The following is an 18,601-nucleotide window of genomic DNA, read 5'->3' as shown; positions in this document are numbered from 1 at the left end:
GCCAATACAGATCCCACAATTTACTATAAATAAGTAGGCACGGGCTTGTTCAACAACCAGATAAGGTGTCGGCTGCGCGACACCTATCCTTATTTGTTATGATTTTTATCGTAAACTTAAATTAATGACAACTTTACTAGAATCCACATATAGCTACCAATCACTTAAGCCAAATTCTTCAAAATAAATATCACCATCATCCATACACCAAGGTCCTTCTTTTTCTAAAACGTCTATTGCTACTTGCAAAAGTGATTCTGGGTAAATATCACTAAAATTTTCAGTGATACTAGCAGTTAAATCTATAGAAGGATGTGAAAAACCGTTGGTAGAACTTGAATCAGGCATGGAAAATTCTGCAAGCTTTTCAAAATTCCCTTTCAAATAAGATCTTAGATCGCTAATTACATATTCTTGAATTGCATTAGGAACTGCTTTAACTAAACGAGAATTTACTATTTTTCTAATTTCTCGAAACTGAGGTCCACCAAAGCGAACTTTATCTAGGTTTTTATGGAGTAAAGCCCAATTTTTATAACCTGATACAGATGCAATTTTATCCAAAAAGAATGTATGATTATGTTGATTTTGTGCTCGTTTTTCTATTTTAGCGGCACGTTTTAGATTTGTAATGAATGACTCTGGGGTAAGATACATATAAACTCCATAGCTTTAAATTTTGGCTGACCCGCAAGCTAAATAAGCTAATTTGTATATATGATTAAGAATAAATAGGCTGCCTTTGCTTCGCGATCCGGATCTGCTAGCGTGCCTTGAACGCGAAACAATTTTTGCATGTCCTAAAATTAATGTCAACTTAAGCGATCACATATTGCAATGGATTAGTTTTATAGTAGTAATACATTAACTAAACAACATTGAATCATAACGCCCATATTCAGTGGCATATGAGCGTAGTGAATATAAGTCCACTGCAATTGCTTGTTATACAACGTTTGTATAGCTTAAATTAAGATTTTATAGAAGGAATATAATTATGAGTATGACACTGACAAGAATAAATCTAGAAACTGTTTTAAATAAAGTGGCAAGTGTAGACGATGCTAAGGGTAATTATTTGAAAGGTAAGTTAAATGAAACTAAAGACCAAAGCTTGGGTGACTTTGCAACATCTTTAGCTTATGAATTATCACTAACCCTGCATTATGAAAGATTTAAGAGTCGTTCTCTTCTTTCTCAGTAGTTATTTTGTAAATACGATCATTTGTATCACCTACATAATCCATGACTTCTGAAAGTTTACTTTTAAGGGATTTAATCTCCTTTAAGATAAGGTCTAGCTTCTCATTTTCTGACATATGTAAATCCTTTTAATTAGGTGATTCTTAGAGACATGTTAGTTTCAAAACATCATAACCTTTTGATGTGATGTTTACAAAGAGTTGTGGAAGTGGGAGTTGTATAACAGCGTATTAAACCGAAAAATTCCATATTTACGGTGGAAATACGGAAGATATCAATTTGTTAAAATTTATATCACAATACATTTATTCATCATAAAATCAAATAATTAAAATGGTTAATCAAATAGTTATCATGCTGATAGATGGAAAAAGTCCATATTAACGGCAGAAACACGGAATAACGCATATACTGTATATAAGATCATGTAAAAAATAACAGCGGAGAAATAAATGAAGTCTCCATTTTTAAATGCCGTAGCAGAAAGTATGCGTGTTAAATTCTATGCAGAAAAAACAATCAAGGCTTATATCTATTGGATAAAGTCCTATATTTACTTTAATAATAAGAAGCACCCATTCGAATGCCATAATGCTGAAGTAGAAGCGTTCCTTTCATACCTCGCCAATAGCAAAAAAGTAGCCCCAAAAACGCAAGCATTAGCGCTTAATGCATGATACCAAAAGAACTAAAAAGGTGATCACCCTTGCTGGTTAAAATCATCCCTAACCGCGTTCTGATTTTTGAAGTGAGAACAACTATCTCCTGCAACTCAGGCCTTGTTAGTGTTAATTTTTCCTGCGCAATACTTGATCACTTCATTAATTCTTTTGGTATTAGTTTATTTATACCGAGAATTCTTAGATAACCCCTTAACATTATCACTCAACTTTAAAAGAACAAATACGCAGCCTAAGTTACCCGTCGTATTAACTATTGATGAAGTTAGCCTATTACTTAAGTCTCTATCGAGTTCAGTAACATTACCTTGTTACCTCTTATATGGCAGTGGATTAAGATTAATGGAAGCAGTCAATTTACGAATTCAAGATATTAACTTTGATTATCTATCAATAAATATTTGGCAAGGTAAAGGAGGAAAGCACCGCAGCGTAACATTAGCACCTGAATTAATAGAATCATTACAGAATCATTACAGAATCAGATTGCTAAAGTTAATTTATATTATCAGCAAGATATGCAACGGACCGATTATCAAGGGGTATATTTACCTCATGCGCTGGCAGGTAAATACCCGAATGCAGCTAAAGAACTAAAATGGCACTATTTATTTCCTTCTACACAGCTGTCATTTGAACCTGGCACTGCAAATCTAAGACGTCACCATATGCATGAAAGTAATATACAAAAAGCAGTAAAAAATGCAGCACGTACTTTAGACTTTAAAAAACAAGTTACTTGCCATACATTACGACACTCTTTTGCAACACACTTATTGCAGCGTGGTACAGATATTCGCACGGTACAAGAGCAATTAGGACACACTGATCTCCGTACCACTCAGATCTATACACATGTATTACAAGCTGGTGCTAACTGTGTAAGAAGTCCTCTATCGGATTTAATAAAAAAAGATTGGACATCCACTTATATTTCATCATTAATTCAATAGATTAGAACTCCAAACCAATGCGGCTACGAAAATTTCCGACCGCTTTTCTTGCTCAATCAATTCCTTTAGCAAGTGGAAACATGGAGCGACAAATTTGAACGTTGGAATTTACGACAACGACCTGAAAGGCGCAGGGCAGGACGCTGAAGTAATTGAACACTAGTTCAGGATTATAAGCGGGCTAAGCTCTGCGTACCCTTGTTTTCCACTAAGTTCGGCTCTGCACAGTCCGAACTGGTGCGTTAAAAAGCGGTTGGGCAGTGCAAGAATAAAAAACGTCTAGGCGAATTGAGCGGCAGCTCAGGCTTATGAGTTATGCGCCAAAATAGTGTTACGAAAAAAACTCTATCTTTCTTACTGTTAAAAGAGAATGACTCTCTCGAACTGTGAAACTGCGTTTAGGTTTCTTATCATCTACACCCCGTCAGGACGGAATACCAAAAAAAGTTAAACCAAACTAATGCGGCTACGGATTCCCCGTCCATTTTTATTGAAATGAACGACTGCTTTAGCAAGAGAAAACATGGAGCGAATTAAACGATAGTTTAGGTTTATGAGAAGGCTCGGCCTAGATTTCTCTAGCCTCAGCCAGAACAGGGACGTAATGTCTGAGGTGGTGCGTTAAAAAGCGGTTGGGCATTTCAATATAAAAAAATGGCTCGGGGCAGCCTTTCTTTTGGTTACTTTTCTTTGGCTGTGCAAAGAGCATGGCTCCCTCGAACTGCGAAACTGCGTTTCGGTTTCTCATCGTTTACACGCCGTCAGGGCGGAATAACAACAAAAAAATCACACCAAGCGCTCACAAGCGAAGGCTTACAAACCAATCAAATCGGTTAGGTTAAAAACTCATTGAGATTCTCGACTAAACATCTCGAGAATGACGCTCAAAAAAAAGATGGGACAACCAAAGCTTTACTAATAAGCGATGCGCTATCAACTTTAGCAAGTCAACAAGCTTGGGTGGCTTCGTCATTCAAAATAGAACGTTATTAAACAAAAGATGACAGGACTAAAATATAAAAACACAGGTATCCCAAAAACTTTTTCACTACTTAATTAAACCCAGTATTTCTTTAAATTCTGCCGCTCGACAATCCCTAAGCAGTTCATAGAGGCACATTTCCAATCCCGTTATCTCAATGCCATTATTAAGCAGTTTGCTGACTGCCAGATTTTTATTGGCCAGCGTACGTGAAGAAATACAGTCAGAAACCAATTGCACTTCAAAACCTGTGCGCTTTAGATTTAATGCGCTTTGGTAAACACAAATATGTGCCTCAATGCCGCAAATAAGCCATGTGTCTACATTTTCTGTACGGACGGCCTGCATAAATTGGGGCTCTTCGCAGGCATCAAAGGTAAACTTGGCGATTGGCTGTTGCGTCTTCAGCAGGGAACTAAGCTTCTCTACAGTTGGACCCAGTTTGTCGGGATTTTGTTCAAGCCATATTATTGGCAAATCAAGCGCTTGAGCGCCTTTGATGAGTTTTTTGCAATTTGCAAGCAAAGCCTCACTATCATGGACCAAACCAGCGAGTTTACCTTGTATATCGATTATAATAAGACCGGTATTTTCTTTTCTTAACATAGATGCCTCCTTAAAGCTTACTACCTTATTCTCGCTTGTTATATTGCTAAACGATATGTTCAGGTAGAAAGAAGAATTTTAACTAGAGTTATAATATCCGTTTAAATTACTTGTATTTATAGTTCTATCAACAAGTTGTCTTTAAAAAGCAAATACAGATCATAAGCCAAGGCAATAAATTGCCGATTTTCCGGTGGAAACACAGACTCTTTATTAATGCTAAAAGCAATGACTAGCATGCATCTAAGGTTTTTTATGCCAGACAAAGTGCGAAGCCGCGATCAGTCCCTTGCCCTACTTAGCATTTCAACTCGTAACCACCTCTACCCCAGAATTCGACTCATCAATATTATCTGGCACGAGTATTTCAGACCGAATTCATTTCATAATAAATACTTAGAGTACAAAGTATGAAAACACATAAACCGACCATAAAAACAATATAGGTAGCCCACAACGCTATTGTTAATTGATTTTTACGGCTGAAATTGTTAGTATTCTTCGCCCAATTTTTAGTTAGTGATCTAATCACTTTGACTGCTACGACTATTCCGTGTTTACTTTTTGATTAACAATATTAAAGGACAAATATGATGAGTACCTTCGATGAATAACACATTCAATAAATACAGTATAGAAACGACTGACTATACCGTCGGTCAAGACAACATTCAAAAATGGGGATTCGATATTCATAACCCCGTATTCGGAATAAGCGCAGGACTTATTTTCCTACTGCTTTCTGCACTTCTTATCGTCGATCCCACTACCGCTAAAGATGCTATAAATGGCCTTAAGAATGGCATCATCGATAATTTTGATATCTTCTTTATGTGGTCTGCCAACTTTTTCGTTATTTTCGCTTTTGTATTAATGCTGTCACCCCTTGGTAAGATCCGTATTGGCGGCAAGGATGCATTGCCTGAGTATTCTATGGCTTCATGGCTGGCGATGCTGTTTTCCGCCGGTATTGGGATAGGCCTTATGTTTTGGGGGGTCGCTGAACCGACTGCATACTTTACTGACTGGTGGGGCACCCCGTTTAACGTAGAGGCGTATACGCCCGAAGCTAAATCGCTGGCTCTGGCGTCGACCATCTTTCACTGGGGTATACACGGCTGGGCTATTTATTCCATTGTCGCGCTGTCACTGGCATTTTTTGCCTATAACAAAGGACTGCCACTGTCCATGCGTTCTATTCTCTATCCTATTTTTGGCGATAGAGCCTGGGGTTGGTTAGGACATATAGTTGATATTATGGCAGTACTTGCCACTCTGTTTGGTTTGGCAACGTCGCTTGGCCTGGGCACGATGCAGGCCACCAGCGGTATCAACCATGTATTTGGCACCGACGGCGGCATTGGTATGCAGCTTATCATTATTGCATTCATCACTTTTATTGCCATTTTATCCGTTATTCGCGGCATTGAAGGTGGCGTTAAATTACTCAGTAATATCAATATGCTGTTTGCATTGGCTCTGCTGGTGTTCATGACTTATATCGGCTTTGATATTGTGAAAACCTCCATTCCGGAAACATTTATCGCTTATGTAAAAAACATTATTCCTCTGAGCAGCCCCGGCGGTCGTGATGACACAGATTGGATGCACGGCTGGACAGTCTTCTACTGGGCATGGTGGATTGCATGGTCACCCTTTGTCGGCATGTTTATAGCCCGCGTCTCTAAAGGTCGTACAGTACGTGAATTCCTGTTTTGCGTGATCGTGATCCCTACTCTGATGTCTCTTATTTGGATGGCAGTATTCGGTGGCATCGCTATCGATCAGGTCGTCAATAAGGTCGGTGAGCTGGGTGCCAATGGTTTGACGGATATTTCCCTTACCTTATTTCATGTCTATGATGGATTGTCCTTTGGCTCTGCGATTTCAGTTCTGTCGATTGTATTGATACTGATCTTCTTTGTCACCTCATCGGATTCCGGTTCACTGGTGATCGACAGTATCACTTCAGGCGGAAAAATAGACGCGCCTATTCCGCAGCGCATTTTCTGGGCAACAGTCGAGGGCGCCATCGCAGCAGTTTTGCTTTGGATCGGCGGCAAAGAAGCACTGCAGGCGTTACAGTCTGGTGTTGTTGTAACTGCCCTGCCATTTACCTTTGTGCTGCTATTGATGTGCGTTAGTCTGATTAAAGGTCTAAACAGCGAACGCCTTTTATACAAATAAGCTCCTTAAATAACCATAGGGTAAAATCAGAATCGCTCTCAGCTTATGTTTGAGAGCGATTTTTTTTGTAAACGTAAAAAATCAAAGCGTGCCCATTGATTATCACGCCGCGCAGAATCATTCTGCTGATGGGCTACGTTTCTTTCCAGAAAACAGATAAATTAAATAATAATACATATTAATATCAATAATCTGTCCCATTTTCTGACCCGCTGGAATGACCTTTTTTTTTGAAATAGTTAACCTGGAGATCTTCCCCGAATAATAGATAGATAGTGAGTTTTTTAACAAGATAGGTTATGTTGGTCGTGTTGGTTATATTAAAGGTAGTTGGTTTATCAAGGAGATAGATTATGTCTGGAAATAAAATTAATATTGATGCTAAAAATACTTTCACGGTAAATGGTCAAGTTTATAGCTATTATGCGATAAACAAAGGCGAACTAGCGGGTGACAATTCGATCACAAATTTGCCCGTATCAATCAAAGTGTTGCTGGAGAATTTATTACGCCATCAACAGGATAATGGCGGCAGCAGAAAAGAAATTGAAGCGCTCGCCGACAGTCGAGGGCGAGGCAGTACGACCGAAATTAGCTATCAGCCTGCGCGCGTTTTAATGCAGGATTTTACCGGCGTACCGGCCGTTGTTGATCTCGCAGCTATGCGTAACGCATTAGTTAAACAGGGACTTGACCCGCAAAAAATAAACCCCTTAGCCAAAGTTGATCTGGTAATCGACCATTCGGTTAACGTTGACAAGTTTTCAAGCAAATCCGCTTTTGATGAAAACGTGGCTATCGAAATGGCGCGCAACAAAGAACGTTATGAGTTTTTAAAATGGGGGCAACAGGCCTTTGAAAATTTCAGCGTAGTACCGCCCGGCACCGGCATCTGTCATCAGGTTAATCTTGAATATCTGGCTAAAGTGGTCTGGGACGAAACAACGAAAAATGAGTGTCTGGTCTATCCTGATACCCTGGTTGGTACCGATAGCCATACTACTATGATTAATGCGCTGGGCGTTTTAGGTTGGGGCGTTGGCGGAATTGAAGCCGAGGCGGTGATGCTTGGGCAACCCATTTCCATGCAGATCCCCGATGTAGTCGGATTTGAACTGACGGGCCAATTGGCAGAAGGGATCACCGCAACGGATCTGGTGCTACAGGTTGTTCAAATGCTAAGAAAGCACGGTGTGGTCGGCAAATTTGTCGAATTTTATGGTGCCGGTCTTGCGCATTTACCCTTAGCCGATCGCGCGACTATCGCCAATATGGCACCGGAATATGGTGCTACCTGCGGATTTTTCCCGGTCGATCAGCAAACCCTGAATTATTTACAATTGACGGGTCGTGATCAACAATCTATTGATCTGGTTGAGGCTTATTCTAAATTGCAGGGATTGTGGCGTGATGAAACTAGCCCAGTGGCTGATTTTTCCGATACTTTGTCTCTTAATATGAGCGATATTGAACCTAACCTTGCAGGACCAGACCGGCCGCAGGACAGAGTCCCGATGCGCCAGTTAAAAACGGCGACCGATGACTTTATTGATCTCAAAGGAAAGGGGCCGCAAAAAACCACCGACTTTCCAATCAATGACAGTGATCAATCGCTCCATCATGGTTCACTGGTGATCGCCGCTATTACCTCCTGCACTAATACTTCCAATCCTGCGGTTATGCTGGCAGCCGGACTGCTGGCTAAAAAAGCGCTGGCAAAAGGATTGGTTAAACAACCCTGGGTTAAAACCTCACTTGCCCCCGGCTCACGGGTAGTGACCGATTATCTGGTGGAAACAGGATTACAACAATCCTTAAATACACTCGGCTTTAATCTGGTGGGTTATGGCTGTACTACCTGTATTGGTAATTCAGGCCCTCTACCAAAGCCTGTTCAGGAGTGTATTGAGAAAAACGATCTTATCGCGAGTGCGGTTTTGTCGGGCAACCGTAATTTTGCAGGACGAATTCATCCACAGGTTAAGGCTTCCTGGTTAGCATCCCCCCCTTTAGTGGTGGCCTACTCGCTGGCCGGCACCACTCGAATCGATCTCAGTCAGGATCCAATTGGCACCGGCAGTGACGGTGAAAAGGTCTATTTAAAAGATATCTGGCCGAGTAATGCGGAAATCGCCGAGTTGCTCAAAAGTGTCAGTCATCAAATGTTCGAAAAGCGTTATAGCGCCGTATTTGACGGTGATAAAGAGTGGCAGGCAATCCAGTCTGGGAGTGATGCCAATTATGAGTTTTCCGATCAGTCCACCTATATTCAGCAACCGCCCTTTTTTGAGCCACAATATCGCGATAATTTTAGTAATATTGTTGATGCGCCTATTCTGGTTATGCTTGGAGATTCGGTTACAACGGATCATATTTCACCCGCAGGTGCCATTCCCAAAGACAGCCCCGCCGCTCAGTTTTTACGCGATCACGGGATTAAGGAAACCGATTTTAACTCTTACGGATCACGACGTGGCAATCATCAGATTATGATGCGCGGTACCTTTGGTAATATTCGCATCCGTAATGAGATGACACCGGATAAGGAAGGCGGTTACACCCATTTACAGGGTCAGTCGCAAGCCATGTTCATTTTTGATGCCGCCATGCATTATCAGCAGGAAAAAAGATCCAGTGTGGTTATTGCAGGTCGAGAATATGGGATGGGATCGAGCCGGGACTGGGCCGCTAAAGGCACTTTACTGCTGGGTGCTAAAGCGGTTATTGCCGAGAGTTTCGAGCGCATCCATCGAGCTAATCTGGCTGGAATGGGTGTATTACCCTTGCAGTTTATGGAAGGTGAAGATCGTAAATCGTTGCAGTTAAGCGGTGATGAATCCTTTGATATTATGGGTTTAGAGGGTGAAATGAGTGCCAATCAAACACTCGATGCGGTTATTCATTATCCGTCCGGTAAGCTACGTAAAATTAAAGTGTTGTCTCGGCTTGATACAGCCGTTGAGGTTGATTATTACCGCGCAGGCGGTGTACTCACTTATGTGCTTAACCGCATAGTTGCTAAAGGATAATAGTGTTGTAAGATAAAAATTCTTTGCGATAAAAAATCGGCGATCAATGTCAGGCTTTTGAAGCCTTTCCTTTTTCCTGCTGATGAGTTCAAAAGGGTGATCATTATGATCACCCTTTTTTTGTTACAATTTTTTTGATCTATTTGATTTTGATCTATTCGAAAAATTGCTAGCCTTGATCGTCCCTATCATCTCGCCATTGTCATCCTTTATCTTTGTAAATGACTGCTCAGAATGGGGTTTTTTCCAAAATGTAGATTAAGATTAGTGTTATTGATTTTAATAGCACTTTCATCACAGATTAAAATTCGGAATGATGGTGCTTTACCACTGATAACAATAACAGAACTGAAAAACTATAAAATCGCTTATTGTAGCGTCTGAAGTTGCACATAGTGCCAGATGGATGTCCAGAGTAAACCGAAGGCTACATTGAAAATGCAGGATAATTTTTCAAGCGTCAGTCACAAAAACACCTCAATTTTCTTTATAGTTTTCAGCTCTGCCAATGGGAGAGATGCAAGTGAGCGCCATACTTACGGTCAATCAGTTAATTCAGCGTGAGCAATATTTGCTCAATCAGTCCTATCAAAACTTACGTGCCTCTATTAATCGATTAATGGACAGCGGCGCCGCTTCATCGGAACAGTTAACCAGACTGGAGAGTGAGCTTGATGCCGAGTTATCATGGGCGACGGCCAATCGGGTGGAGCTGGCATTGGTCGATTACTATGATGACGTTAAACTGGTCACGGAATGGCAGCGCCGGTTGGCTGAAGTCGATAATTTGCCGACGCAGATAGCAGGGTTTTACAAAGAACAAAGGCAAGAAGCTGATCTGGCCGTGATACGTTCATTAATGAGCCGTTTAGTTTTCGATCTGCAGTGGGTTATAGAATCCAAGCGCGTTGTCCGCTTTAATGAGAACCGTATGCGGCGAAATATTGTGGCGACCTTTTTATGTGCCTTTCTTTTGTTTTTCAGCCCCTCTATTTCACGTGTATTGTTTTCGCTGGAATTTGAAAATTTACGCTTTTATTATACTTTTACCGCAGCAACGGCGGGTATTTTGGGGGCCGGTTTTAGCCAACTCACATCAATCCAATCTCGCATGCAAGCTGCAACGGTTGATCAGGTACGTGCTATCAGTCAATTAGGTTATATTCTTGCTCGTGCAGTGGTAGGTGCTGGAGCAGGCTTAATTATGTTTTACCTCGTGCAGTCCGGCTTGTTAAGTGGCGCATTCTTTCCTGAATTTATTCATACTCCCGAAGAGCTTTTACAATATAAAGAAAGCATCAATCTGTTATCCGAAAATTCTTATGCGGTCTCTCAAGCAGTGGAATCGACCTATGCTATTGGTACCTTAGCGCAACCTGCGCAGGGTTTATCTTTACTGATTGTGTGGTGTTTGCTGGCGGGATTTTCTGAAAAAATGATCCCCGGTATTTTAACCAGTAAAGCCAAACAAGCGACGGATTCTACCGACTCATAACAAGGGAACTGAGCCTTCAGGCTGTGCGGTTGCTGGAATGCTGAAGTGCTAAAATTCTGGAATTCTGGAATGCTGGAGTGCTAGAACGCTGGAACGCTAGAATGCTGGAACGCTAGAATGCTGGAATGCTAGAACGCTGAAATACTAGAATGCTAGAACGCTGGAGTGCTGAAACGCTGAAACGCTGGAATACTGAAGTGCTAGAGTGCTGGAACGCTGAAATGCTAGAATGCTGGTGTTTATTTTTATCACCCACATAGCTTTAAAGGGCTTCTTTGCAGGCCGATTAAAGTCTGTCAAACCGACTTTAACCTAAATATAGGCCGAAACTAACCCCGGATGATTGATAAAATGAGCGTTTATCGAAAGTTTAGTCATAAAACCGGCTGAGTAATCAGCCGGTTTTATGACTGAAACACTAAGTTAAGCCATAACAACATCAATTTTATCACTCTTCAATAGCGTCGCGCTTAAAACCACAGGAATCGCTTTTGAAATTGGCGTGTCACTCAAATCCCCCTTTCCGTCAATGGACATCAGGGGATTGGTTTCAGGAAAATAAGCTGCCGTATTGCCCTCCGGAATATCATAAGCCACCAGCTTAAACCCAAAAACTTTACGTTCAATGCGATCGGGCCAAAGGGATTCAATATCGACTAACTGGCTGTTTTTCAGCCCCAATGCAGCGATGTCATTGGCGTTAATAAAAAGGACTTTGCGTTCACCGAAAATACCGCGATAGCGATCATCAAAACCATAAATGCTGGTATTGTATTGATCGTGTGAACGCATCGTTTGTAAGACGAACACCGGATCCTTACTTAATTCCCGCAGGTTTGCGGGCAGTAAATGCAGCGGTAAATCATGCTCCATAAATTGTGCTTTTTTAGAGGGCGTTTGCCATTGCCGCTCAGCAGCGCTATTCCCAAGATAAAAACCACCCGGCTGTTTTATCTTGCTATTAATATCGCTAAACCCGGGAATACTTTTTGCGATTAGGTCGCGGATTCTGCTGTAATCTTCAATGACCCAAGACCAGTCTATCGGCTGTTTGCCCAAAGTTGCTTCGGCTATACCCGCAATAATAGCCGGCTCCGAGCGCATTCCGCCAGTATCACTTTCGACCACTCCAGCTGAGGCATGCACCATACTAAAAGAGTCTTCAACGGTGATGCTTTGTGCACCCGATGCCTGAATATCAATATCCGTGCGCCCCAGACAAGGTAGAATAAGCGAATCTTTCCCCGGAACAAGATGCGTACGGTTTAATTTTGTTGCGATATTCACCGTCAAGCTGCAGTTCGACAGTGCCTGTTGAGTTAAGGATGTATCCGGCGTTGCGGCCGCAAAATTCCCGCCTAAAGCAATAAATACTTTACTTTCGCCCGCAAGCATCGCTTTGATAGCTGCAACCGCGTTGTGTCCGGGTTTTGAAGGGGCCTGAAAATCAAAGGCATGCGACAGGTTGTCGATAAACGCAGCACTCGGTTTTTCGTCAATACCCATAGTGCGATCGCCCTGCACGTTACTGTGCCCGCGCACCGGACACAATCCCGCACCCGGTCGCCCTAATTGTCCAAACAATAGCTGCAGGTTGGTGATTTCTTGAATGGTTTTCACCGAATGTTTATGCTGAGTAATGCCCATCGCCCAGGTAATAATCACCCGCTTGGATTGACGATAAATGCCGGCTGCTTGTTCTATTTCAGATTGTGATAAGCCAGCCTGCTCGGTGATCTCATTCCACGGTGTCTCCTCAACCGTTTTTAAGTATTGCTCAATTCCTTGAGTGTGTTCTTCAATAAAGGCATGATCAAATATGGGCGAGCGCCCGGCGGCCAATTCTGCTTTTTCAGTCACAAAAAGGGCTTTAACCATACCGCGTACGACGGCCATATCGCCGCCGAGTTTAGGCCTGAAATAGCACTGACTAATTTGTGTCGAGCCATTAGTGAGCATTTCGGTCACCGATTGAGGATTAGTAAAACGCTCTAAGCCTCGCTCTTTTAAAGTATTAAAAGTGACAATAGCTGCCCCCCGACGTGATGCCTGACGCAGTGTATCTAACATACGGGGATGGTTTGTTCCCGGGTTTTGACCAAAAACAAAAATAGCATCGGCATCTTCAAAATCTTCCATTTTAACTGTGCCTTTACCGACACCAATGGATTTTTTCAAGGCTATCCCGGTTGCTTCATGGCACATATTGGAGCAGTCAGGAAAGTTATTAGTACCAAATGTTCGCACCATAAGTTGATATAAAAAGGCCGCTTCATTGCTCGCCCTACCGGAGGTATAAAACTCGGCCTGATCAGGGGACTCAAGGGTATTTAAGTGCTTGGCTATCAGCGTAAAAGCCTGCTGCCAACTAACAGCTTGATAGCAGTCAGTGTCGCGATTGTACTGAACAGGATGACTCAACCTGCCCTGATACTCTAAAAAGTAATCACTTTGCCGGGTTAACCAACTTACCCTATGTTGTTGAAAAAATTCCGGCGTAACACGGCGGCTTGTGGCTTCCCAATTAACGGCTTTCGCACCATTCTCACAAAACCTAAAGCGACTTTTTTCTGTAGATTCGCCCCATGCACAGCCGGGGCAATCGAACCCTTTGTCCTGATTTGTTTTTAGTAAGTTTAGAATGTTATGGGCAACATTTTCACTTTTCACCAAATGTTTAGTAGTACTTAATAGGGCTCCCCAGCCACCGGCCGATCCTGTATATTTTTTAACTGTCATTTTAATTCTCTATTCTGTGGTCAGATTTAAACGGAAAGCACCATGGTAGATATTAAATCCACCATTACGACTGAAGCCAATAAGTGTTAAATTGAAACGTTTTGCCATATTGATAGCAAGATTTGAGGGCGCCCCGACAGCAACCAGTACCGAAATGCCGGAAACAAGGACTTTCTGAACTAACTCGAAGCTAATTCGACCGCTTAGGAAGACAATTTTTTGTTGCTGATCAAGCTTCGGGCTGCGTGCTAATTTTCCGATCAACTTATCTAAGGCGTTATGACGCCCGACATCTTCACAGCTTAATAACAAAGCGCCTTTAGCATCGAATAAGCCGCAGCCATGCACTCCACCCGTTTGCATAAACATCGCTTGATATTGACGCAGTTGATCGCCGAAATAAGGAATAAGATGACCCGGTAACCAGTGTTCAGCCGTGTCTAAATGGGGAATATCGCGTAGCTCTAAAGACTGTATTGATGATTTACCGCACACCCCGCAACTGGAGAATGAGGTTGTATCTCTATTGATTAATGCCCAGTCAACAACCACATTCGCTGATAAGTGTACATTTATTTTATTTCGGAAAATTTCATTCGCATCTAATAGATCATTGATACCAATAATGTCGCAGGCTTTTTTGATAATACCTTCGGCCAACAATAGCCCGGTCACCAGATTAAGGTCGTCACCCGGTGTACGCATAGTCACTAAGTAAATTCGCTCTTGTTCATGGCCTAATCTGTCGCTATAAATCAGACTAATCTGTAAGGGTTCTTCAACAATCACTGAATCAATAGAAAGGCTCACTTGTGTGCCATTTATCTGCTGACGGGAACATGTCACTACACTCGGAGTATTTTGATTAGAATTAACCTTAAAAGCTGAATCCTTATGATCTAACCAATAATCGTCCTGATTTACTTTCTGCTCAGCCATAAACTTACTTCACTCCCCATAGGTTGACTTTAAAAACGGATATGATCTGCGCGGCCTTTTCTCGACAATTTTTTTACATTCAAAAAAAATCATGAAAAAAGTGCTCACTCGATAAGACAATGGCATTGCTGTTTGCCATTTATTTGTAGAATGCCATCAGCAAGATTTAAAAGAACCACAATGCAATATAGACACAACAAAATCCGCTCAGTTACAAGATAGTAAAATGCAATCGTTTTTATTATTCCCCTTAAAAATATCAATGCAGAATGCAACACATAAATATTCATGACACCAAGAATTGTTATTTTCAACTTATGTTATCTACGTCAAATCATTGTTTTTAAAGCGAAAGTTACGTTTTAACTGAGTGTTTTTATTGTAGGTCTTAACTTTTAAAAAAAACATTTAACAATAATTTGACAAATATGTAACAACAAAGTTGCAGACTACTCTTTGACTAGTGATCAATCAAACGGTAAAATTCGTTCGTTTGACAAGAAAAATCTATCACTCTACCAAGGGCAAAGTAATTAAATGCTTCACAAGGAATCGAATTCATGAATATCAAACTCCAGCAATTAAATCATTTTGTGATGGTAGTCGAAGAAGGCGGGTTTAGAGCCGCTTCAAATCGTGCAAATCGCTCTCAAGCGGCACTTTCTGCGTCAATAAAAGAGCTGGAAAAAAGACTCGGTCACCCCCTTTTTGAGACTGGAAACAAATCGACACTCACTCCATTCGGCAAAATATGTTTACCAAAAATAATGCTGTTCCTGAATGCTTATGGCTCATTAGTCAATGATTTACGGACGGCGGCGGCCGGACAACAGGGACGAGTCCGAATAGCAAGTGTTCCTTCCGTGGCAGGCAAGCTGATTCCAAGTGTGCTGGAGGCATTTTGCGAAAAGTATCCAAATGTAGAAGTCAGCTTAATTGATGATAATGCGCCCGTAGTCGAAGCTAGATTACTCGCAGGAGAAGTGGATTTAGCGATTGGAAACAGCTCTAATATTGCAGACGATGCGATAGATTTTACACCACTGATAAGAGATCCGATCGGCGTGGTGTGTTCACGAGAGAATCCAATCGCAGCACACCCACAGGGAGTAAAATGGCAAGCATTATTAAAACAACCTTTTATTAAAAACGGCACCTCGACCTTATTGGATCCAACACCCGCACGCGTCCTTAGCGAACGAGCGCTTTACTCGATAGACAACCTCACCTCGCTATTCTCGGTATTAGAATTGGGGATCGGTATCACGACACTGCCCAAGCTTGCTTTCCCGACCAACAACAACCGCTTGATTTGGATCCCCTTGACAGATCCGCCGCTTAAACGCCAAATTGGTATTTTTAAATTGGCAGATAAGAGCATCTCTCCTCAAGCACAGATTTTTCTCGATTTGTGTATTCAATATCTGAACTCCACTGAAGAATATGATTAACGTTTATTTCTAAGAAAAAGCGTGCCTGGTGTGAAATCGGGATAGTGAATGCTGCTTATTTAGGCAGTTGAATTTCGCTAAGCATAGGTTGGATGAAATGTGCGCCCTATAAAATATGATGCTCGAATATATTCCGAAAGTATAAAGTATTAGGGATCAGCAACTAAAAATCGTATAGTCAATTCAATTTCACAGTCAATGCCTTCCTATAAAACCAGTGGCCGAATCAACCCAGGATTGCCCTGCCGCTCAGGTTGAACCCCGTATAAACAAGGGATATTCGCGCAACAGAAAATATTATGTTGCAAATCAACATTTGTCGATCTTGCCAAATATTTTTCCGATTCTGTCCGGTATTTTTTGTCTTTTTTTTGGTTAATGGCTTTGGTTCTTCCTATACTCTTATTAGTCGGTGTGGAAATAATCGCAATGAAAACGCTGAAATTGTACGCAATATTGCCAAATTATGTACTGCCGACGTGTGGTTCGATGAATGTTAAATCGAATTAGCCCTTTACTTAGATTGAGGAGGTTTATCATGGCAAGTATTACAAGTGTCCGGCTCAGAGTCGGTAGAGTCAGTAGCGCGACAGAGTTCGCAGAGTTAACCATTCGAGTTAATTGGACCGCGCGTGAGCGTCAAGAAAATATGTTTTATCTCGTATCCGGCTTTGTCGTCGAGCGGGATGATGGCCGAGACTTCTTTGATATGTTACCTGACGGCAGCATTCATTGGTCTTCTATTGGTAATCTTGATGATTTCGTTGGCACAATAGGCAGGCAGTGGATACGTCCTAATGGAAGCTCAAGTCGAACTTTAGTGTTGCGCAGAAATTGGGATTTTGGCAATCAAGAAAGTGGTAGTGAAGAGTACATGGGCATTGCCACGGTTGTTCCTGAAATTCGGGGTGATATAAAATTCGCTCCCGAAATCTCAGCTAATTTGGGCTAACAAACTCAAGGATACCTTTGAACAAAAGAGAGGGGAAAAATTATCCCCCTCTTTTTATTAGGTTTTGTAGAGCAATCATCAATTTTTTAAAAGCTTTGTACGTCCTTACAAGGAGATTTATCATGAGCAAGTCCCCAATGGAAATAGATCCCATTTTATCCCCCATGGATATAAATTTTCACCAAAATAAAAGTTTTAAAATATCAAAGACACCCAGTCCAGACGCGGAAGCTGTGCCTGCCAAAGTAAAGGATATTGGCGCAAATAAAGGGTCTGGCCTATCGCAAGTCGATTACCCTTTAGAGCCACCAGCAGATGAACAGGCAGCGCCTGCTAAGGGACAAGCCGATTACCCTTTAGAGCCACCAGCAGATGAACAGGCAGCGCCTGCTAAGGGACAAGCCGATTACCCTTTAGAGCCACCGGCAGATGAACAAGCAGCATCTGCCAAGGGACAAGTTGATTACCCTTTAGAGCCGCCAGCAGAGGTACAGGCAGCGTCAGCTAAAGAACAAGCCGATCTAGCGCTCAAGCAGGAAGATAATGAAACAAAAAAGGCTGTTTCGGAGCGGAAAACCAAAGCTAAACCTGCGGTTTCAAAATCCAAAAAAGCAGCACAGAAGAAAAATTAGCCCCTTAGATAAAGCAAATATTAAAAGTAATACCAAAAGCATTAAATTTATGATCACTTGCTTCAAAGGAAAAATTTACGCTCACAAAGTCGCTGGGATGATTGTAAAGAGTAAATCGGATCAACGACCCCATAAACACACAGTTTGCCATCCAAAACATAGCCTTCAAGCGTACATTGCCGGCCATGCCCTCGGCGATGCACCCATAGCCGTCAACAGCAATGGGCCTTTTGGTATATTGCAGCCGCTAGCTAAACTGCTTGGCAAAAGAGTAGATTTTCTTGCGAATCTCCATGATCGCCATCTAGAGTTATAGCAAACGCATTAATTAAGTGTTCAAATTTTCCCACTCCCTTTGGCAGAGTGTTTTTACCTTTTCTACCTGATGACTAACGTTATTCCATCCTCGACTAACCTGATTAACTATATGTACATAATCTTTAAATACAAAATGGGCTAAATTATCGAATGTAATTGCCTGCCTTGTGCAAGACATTGGCGATGGAACAGCCCGTAGGGTGCGCTCCGCGCACCGATTTCCGCCGCTTCCGGTGCGCGCTAACGATAACATAAGACCAATTCCAAGAATTAATTTGTCATGTCGATTCAATCTCTTGACAGAGTCTTATACCAAACCTATTAATAAAGTGATCAGATTGACTATTAAAATTCATCCTAGCGGCTTTGTTGAAGGGGATGATGAAATTAAGCCATGCACATATAATGCAAACTTAATCTAGAGCGACTTGCTTC

At 41.7% G+C, this 18,601-nt stretch carries 14 protein-coding genes; 10 read left to right on the top strand and 4 right to left on the bottom strand.

What is annotated here, in order from left to right; all coding sequences use genetic code 11:
• Window positions 1-153 precede the first annotated feature (153 nt).
• Entirely contained in the window at window positions 154-657 is a 504-nt protein-coding gene (locus CXF72_RS01395; RefSeq protein ID WP_101036238.1) for a hypothetical protein, read from the bottom strand.
• A gap of 340 nt (window positions 658-997) precedes the next feature.
• Between CXF72_RS01395 and CXF72_RS01390 the strand changes: the two genes are divergently transcribed.
• The 4 genes from CXF72_RS01390 (at window position 998) to CXF72_RS20100 (ending at window position 2,836) form a co-directional block, all read left to right on the top strand.
• Window positions 998-1,204 carry a hypothetical protein gene (locus CXF72_RS01390; RefSeq protein ID WP_101036237.1) on the top strand — a complete coding sequence of 69 codons (207 nt, stop codon included), beginning with the start codon at window positions 998-1,000 and terminating at the stop codon, window positions 1,202-1,204.
• A gap of 451 nt (window positions 1,205-1,655) precedes the next feature.
• The gene (locus tag CXF72_RS01385) at window positions 1,656-1,880 is read left to right on the top strand and encodes a site-specific integrase (RefSeq protein WP_101036236.1); all 225 of its coding nucleotides are present in this window, start codon (window positions 1,656-1,658) and stop codon (window positions 1,878-1,880) included.
• Window positions 1,881-1,988: 108 nt separating this feature from the next.
• Window positions 1,989-2,480 (top strand): tyrosine-type recombinase/integrase, encoded by a 492-nt coding sequence (locus tag CXF72_RS20105; protein ID WP_332870219.1) that lies wholly within the window; start codon window positions 1,989-1,991, stop codon window positions 2,478-2,480.
• The gene (locus CXF72_RS20100) at window positions 2,402-2,836 is read left to right on the top strand and encodes a tyrosine-type recombinase/integrase (RefSeq protein WP_332870218.1); all 435 of its coding nucleotides are present in this window, start codon (window positions 2,402-2,404) and stop codon (window positions 2,834-2,836) included. Before CXF72_RS20105 ends, CXF72_RS20100 begins: the two co-directional genes overlap by 79 nt.
• Before the next feature lie 1,048 nt (window positions 2,837-3,884).
• Here the strand turns inward: CXF72_RS20100 and CXF72_RS01370 are convergent.
• Window positions 3,885-4,424, bottom strand: a complete 540-nt coding sequence (locus CXF72_RS01370; protein ID WP_101036230.1) for a hydrolase — start codon at window positions 4,422-4,424, stop codon at window positions 3,885-3,887.
• 606 nt (window positions 4,425-5,030) lie between these two features.
• On the opposite strand from CXF72_RS01370, the gene CXF72_RS01365 reads away from it, so the two are divergent.
• The 3 genes from CXF72_RS01365 to CXF72_RS01355 all read left to right on the top strand — a co-directional run bounded on the left by CXF72_RS01365 (window position 5,031) and on the right by CXF72_RS01355 (window position 11,135).
• Complete coding sequence (locus CXF72_RS01365; protein WP_101036229.1) at window positions 5,031-6,611, top strand: BCCT family transporter; 1,581 nt, start codon at window positions 5,031-5,033, stop codon at window positions 6,609-6,611.
• A 353-nt stretch (window positions 6,612-6,964) separates the two neighbouring features.
• Window positions 6,965-9,640 (top strand): aconitate hydratase AcnA, encoded by a 2,676-nt coding sequence (gene acnA, locus CXF72_RS01360; protein WP_101036228.1) that lies wholly within the window; start codon window positions 6,965-6,967, stop codon window positions 9,638-9,640.
• 517 nt (window positions 9,641-10,157) lie between these two features.
• Window positions 10,158-11,135 (top strand): hypothetical protein, encoded by a 978-nt coding sequence (locus CXF72_RS01355; protein WP_101036227.1) that lies wholly within the window; start codon window positions 10,158-10,160, stop codon window positions 11,133-11,135.
• Between the two features lie 423 nt (window positions 11,136-11,558).
• Here CXF72_RS01355 and CXF72_RS01350 read toward each other — a convergent pair whose 3' ends face one another.
• Window positions 11,559-13,874, bottom strand: coding sequence for an FdhF/YdeP family oxidoreductase (locus CXF72_RS01350; RefSeq protein WP_101036226.1), 2,316 nt, complete (start codon window positions 13,872-13,874; stop codon window positions 11,559-11,561).
• A 9-nt stretch (window positions 13,875-13,883) separates the two neighbouring features.
• Window positions 13,884-14,813, bottom strand: a complete 930-nt coding sequence (gene fdhD, locus CXF72_RS01345; protein WP_101036225.1) for a formate dehydrogenase accessory sulfurtransferase FdhD — start codon at window positions 14,811-14,813, stop codon at window positions 13,884-13,886.
• A gap of 560 nt (window positions 14,814-15,373) precedes the next feature.
• Here fdhD and CXF72_RS01340 point away from each other — a divergent pair.
• The 3 genes from CXF72_RS01340 (at window position 15,374) to CXF72_RS01330 (ending at window position 17,848) form a co-directional block, all read left to right on the top strand.
• Window positions 15,374-16,264, top strand: a complete 891-nt coding sequence (locus CXF72_RS01340; RefSeq protein WP_101036220.1) for a LysR family transcriptional regulator — start codon at window positions 15,374-15,376, stop codon at window positions 16,262-16,264.
• A gap of 649 nt (window positions 16,265-16,913) precedes the next feature.
• Window positions 16,914-17,216, top strand: a complete 303-nt coding sequence (locus tag CXF72_RS01335) for a hypothetical protein (RefSeq protein ID WP_232784849.1) — start codon at window positions 16,914-16,916, stop codon at window positions 17,214-17,216.
• Between the two features lie 122 nt (window positions 17,217-17,338).
• Window positions 17,339-17,848, top strand: a complete 510-nt coding sequence (locus CXF72_RS01330) for a hypothetical protein (protein ID WP_101036213.1) — start codon at window positions 17,339-17,341, stop codon at window positions 17,846-17,848.
• Window positions 17,849-18,601 lie beyond the last annotated feature (753 nt).

The sequence above is a fragment of the Psychromonas sp. MB-3u-54 genome (assembly GCF_002836415.1).
Taxonomy (GTDB): Bacteria; Pseudomonadota; Gammaproteobacteria; order Enterobacterales; family Psychromonadaceae; genus Psychromonas.
This window is presented reverse-complemented; position numbering and strand designations above follow the sequence as displayed.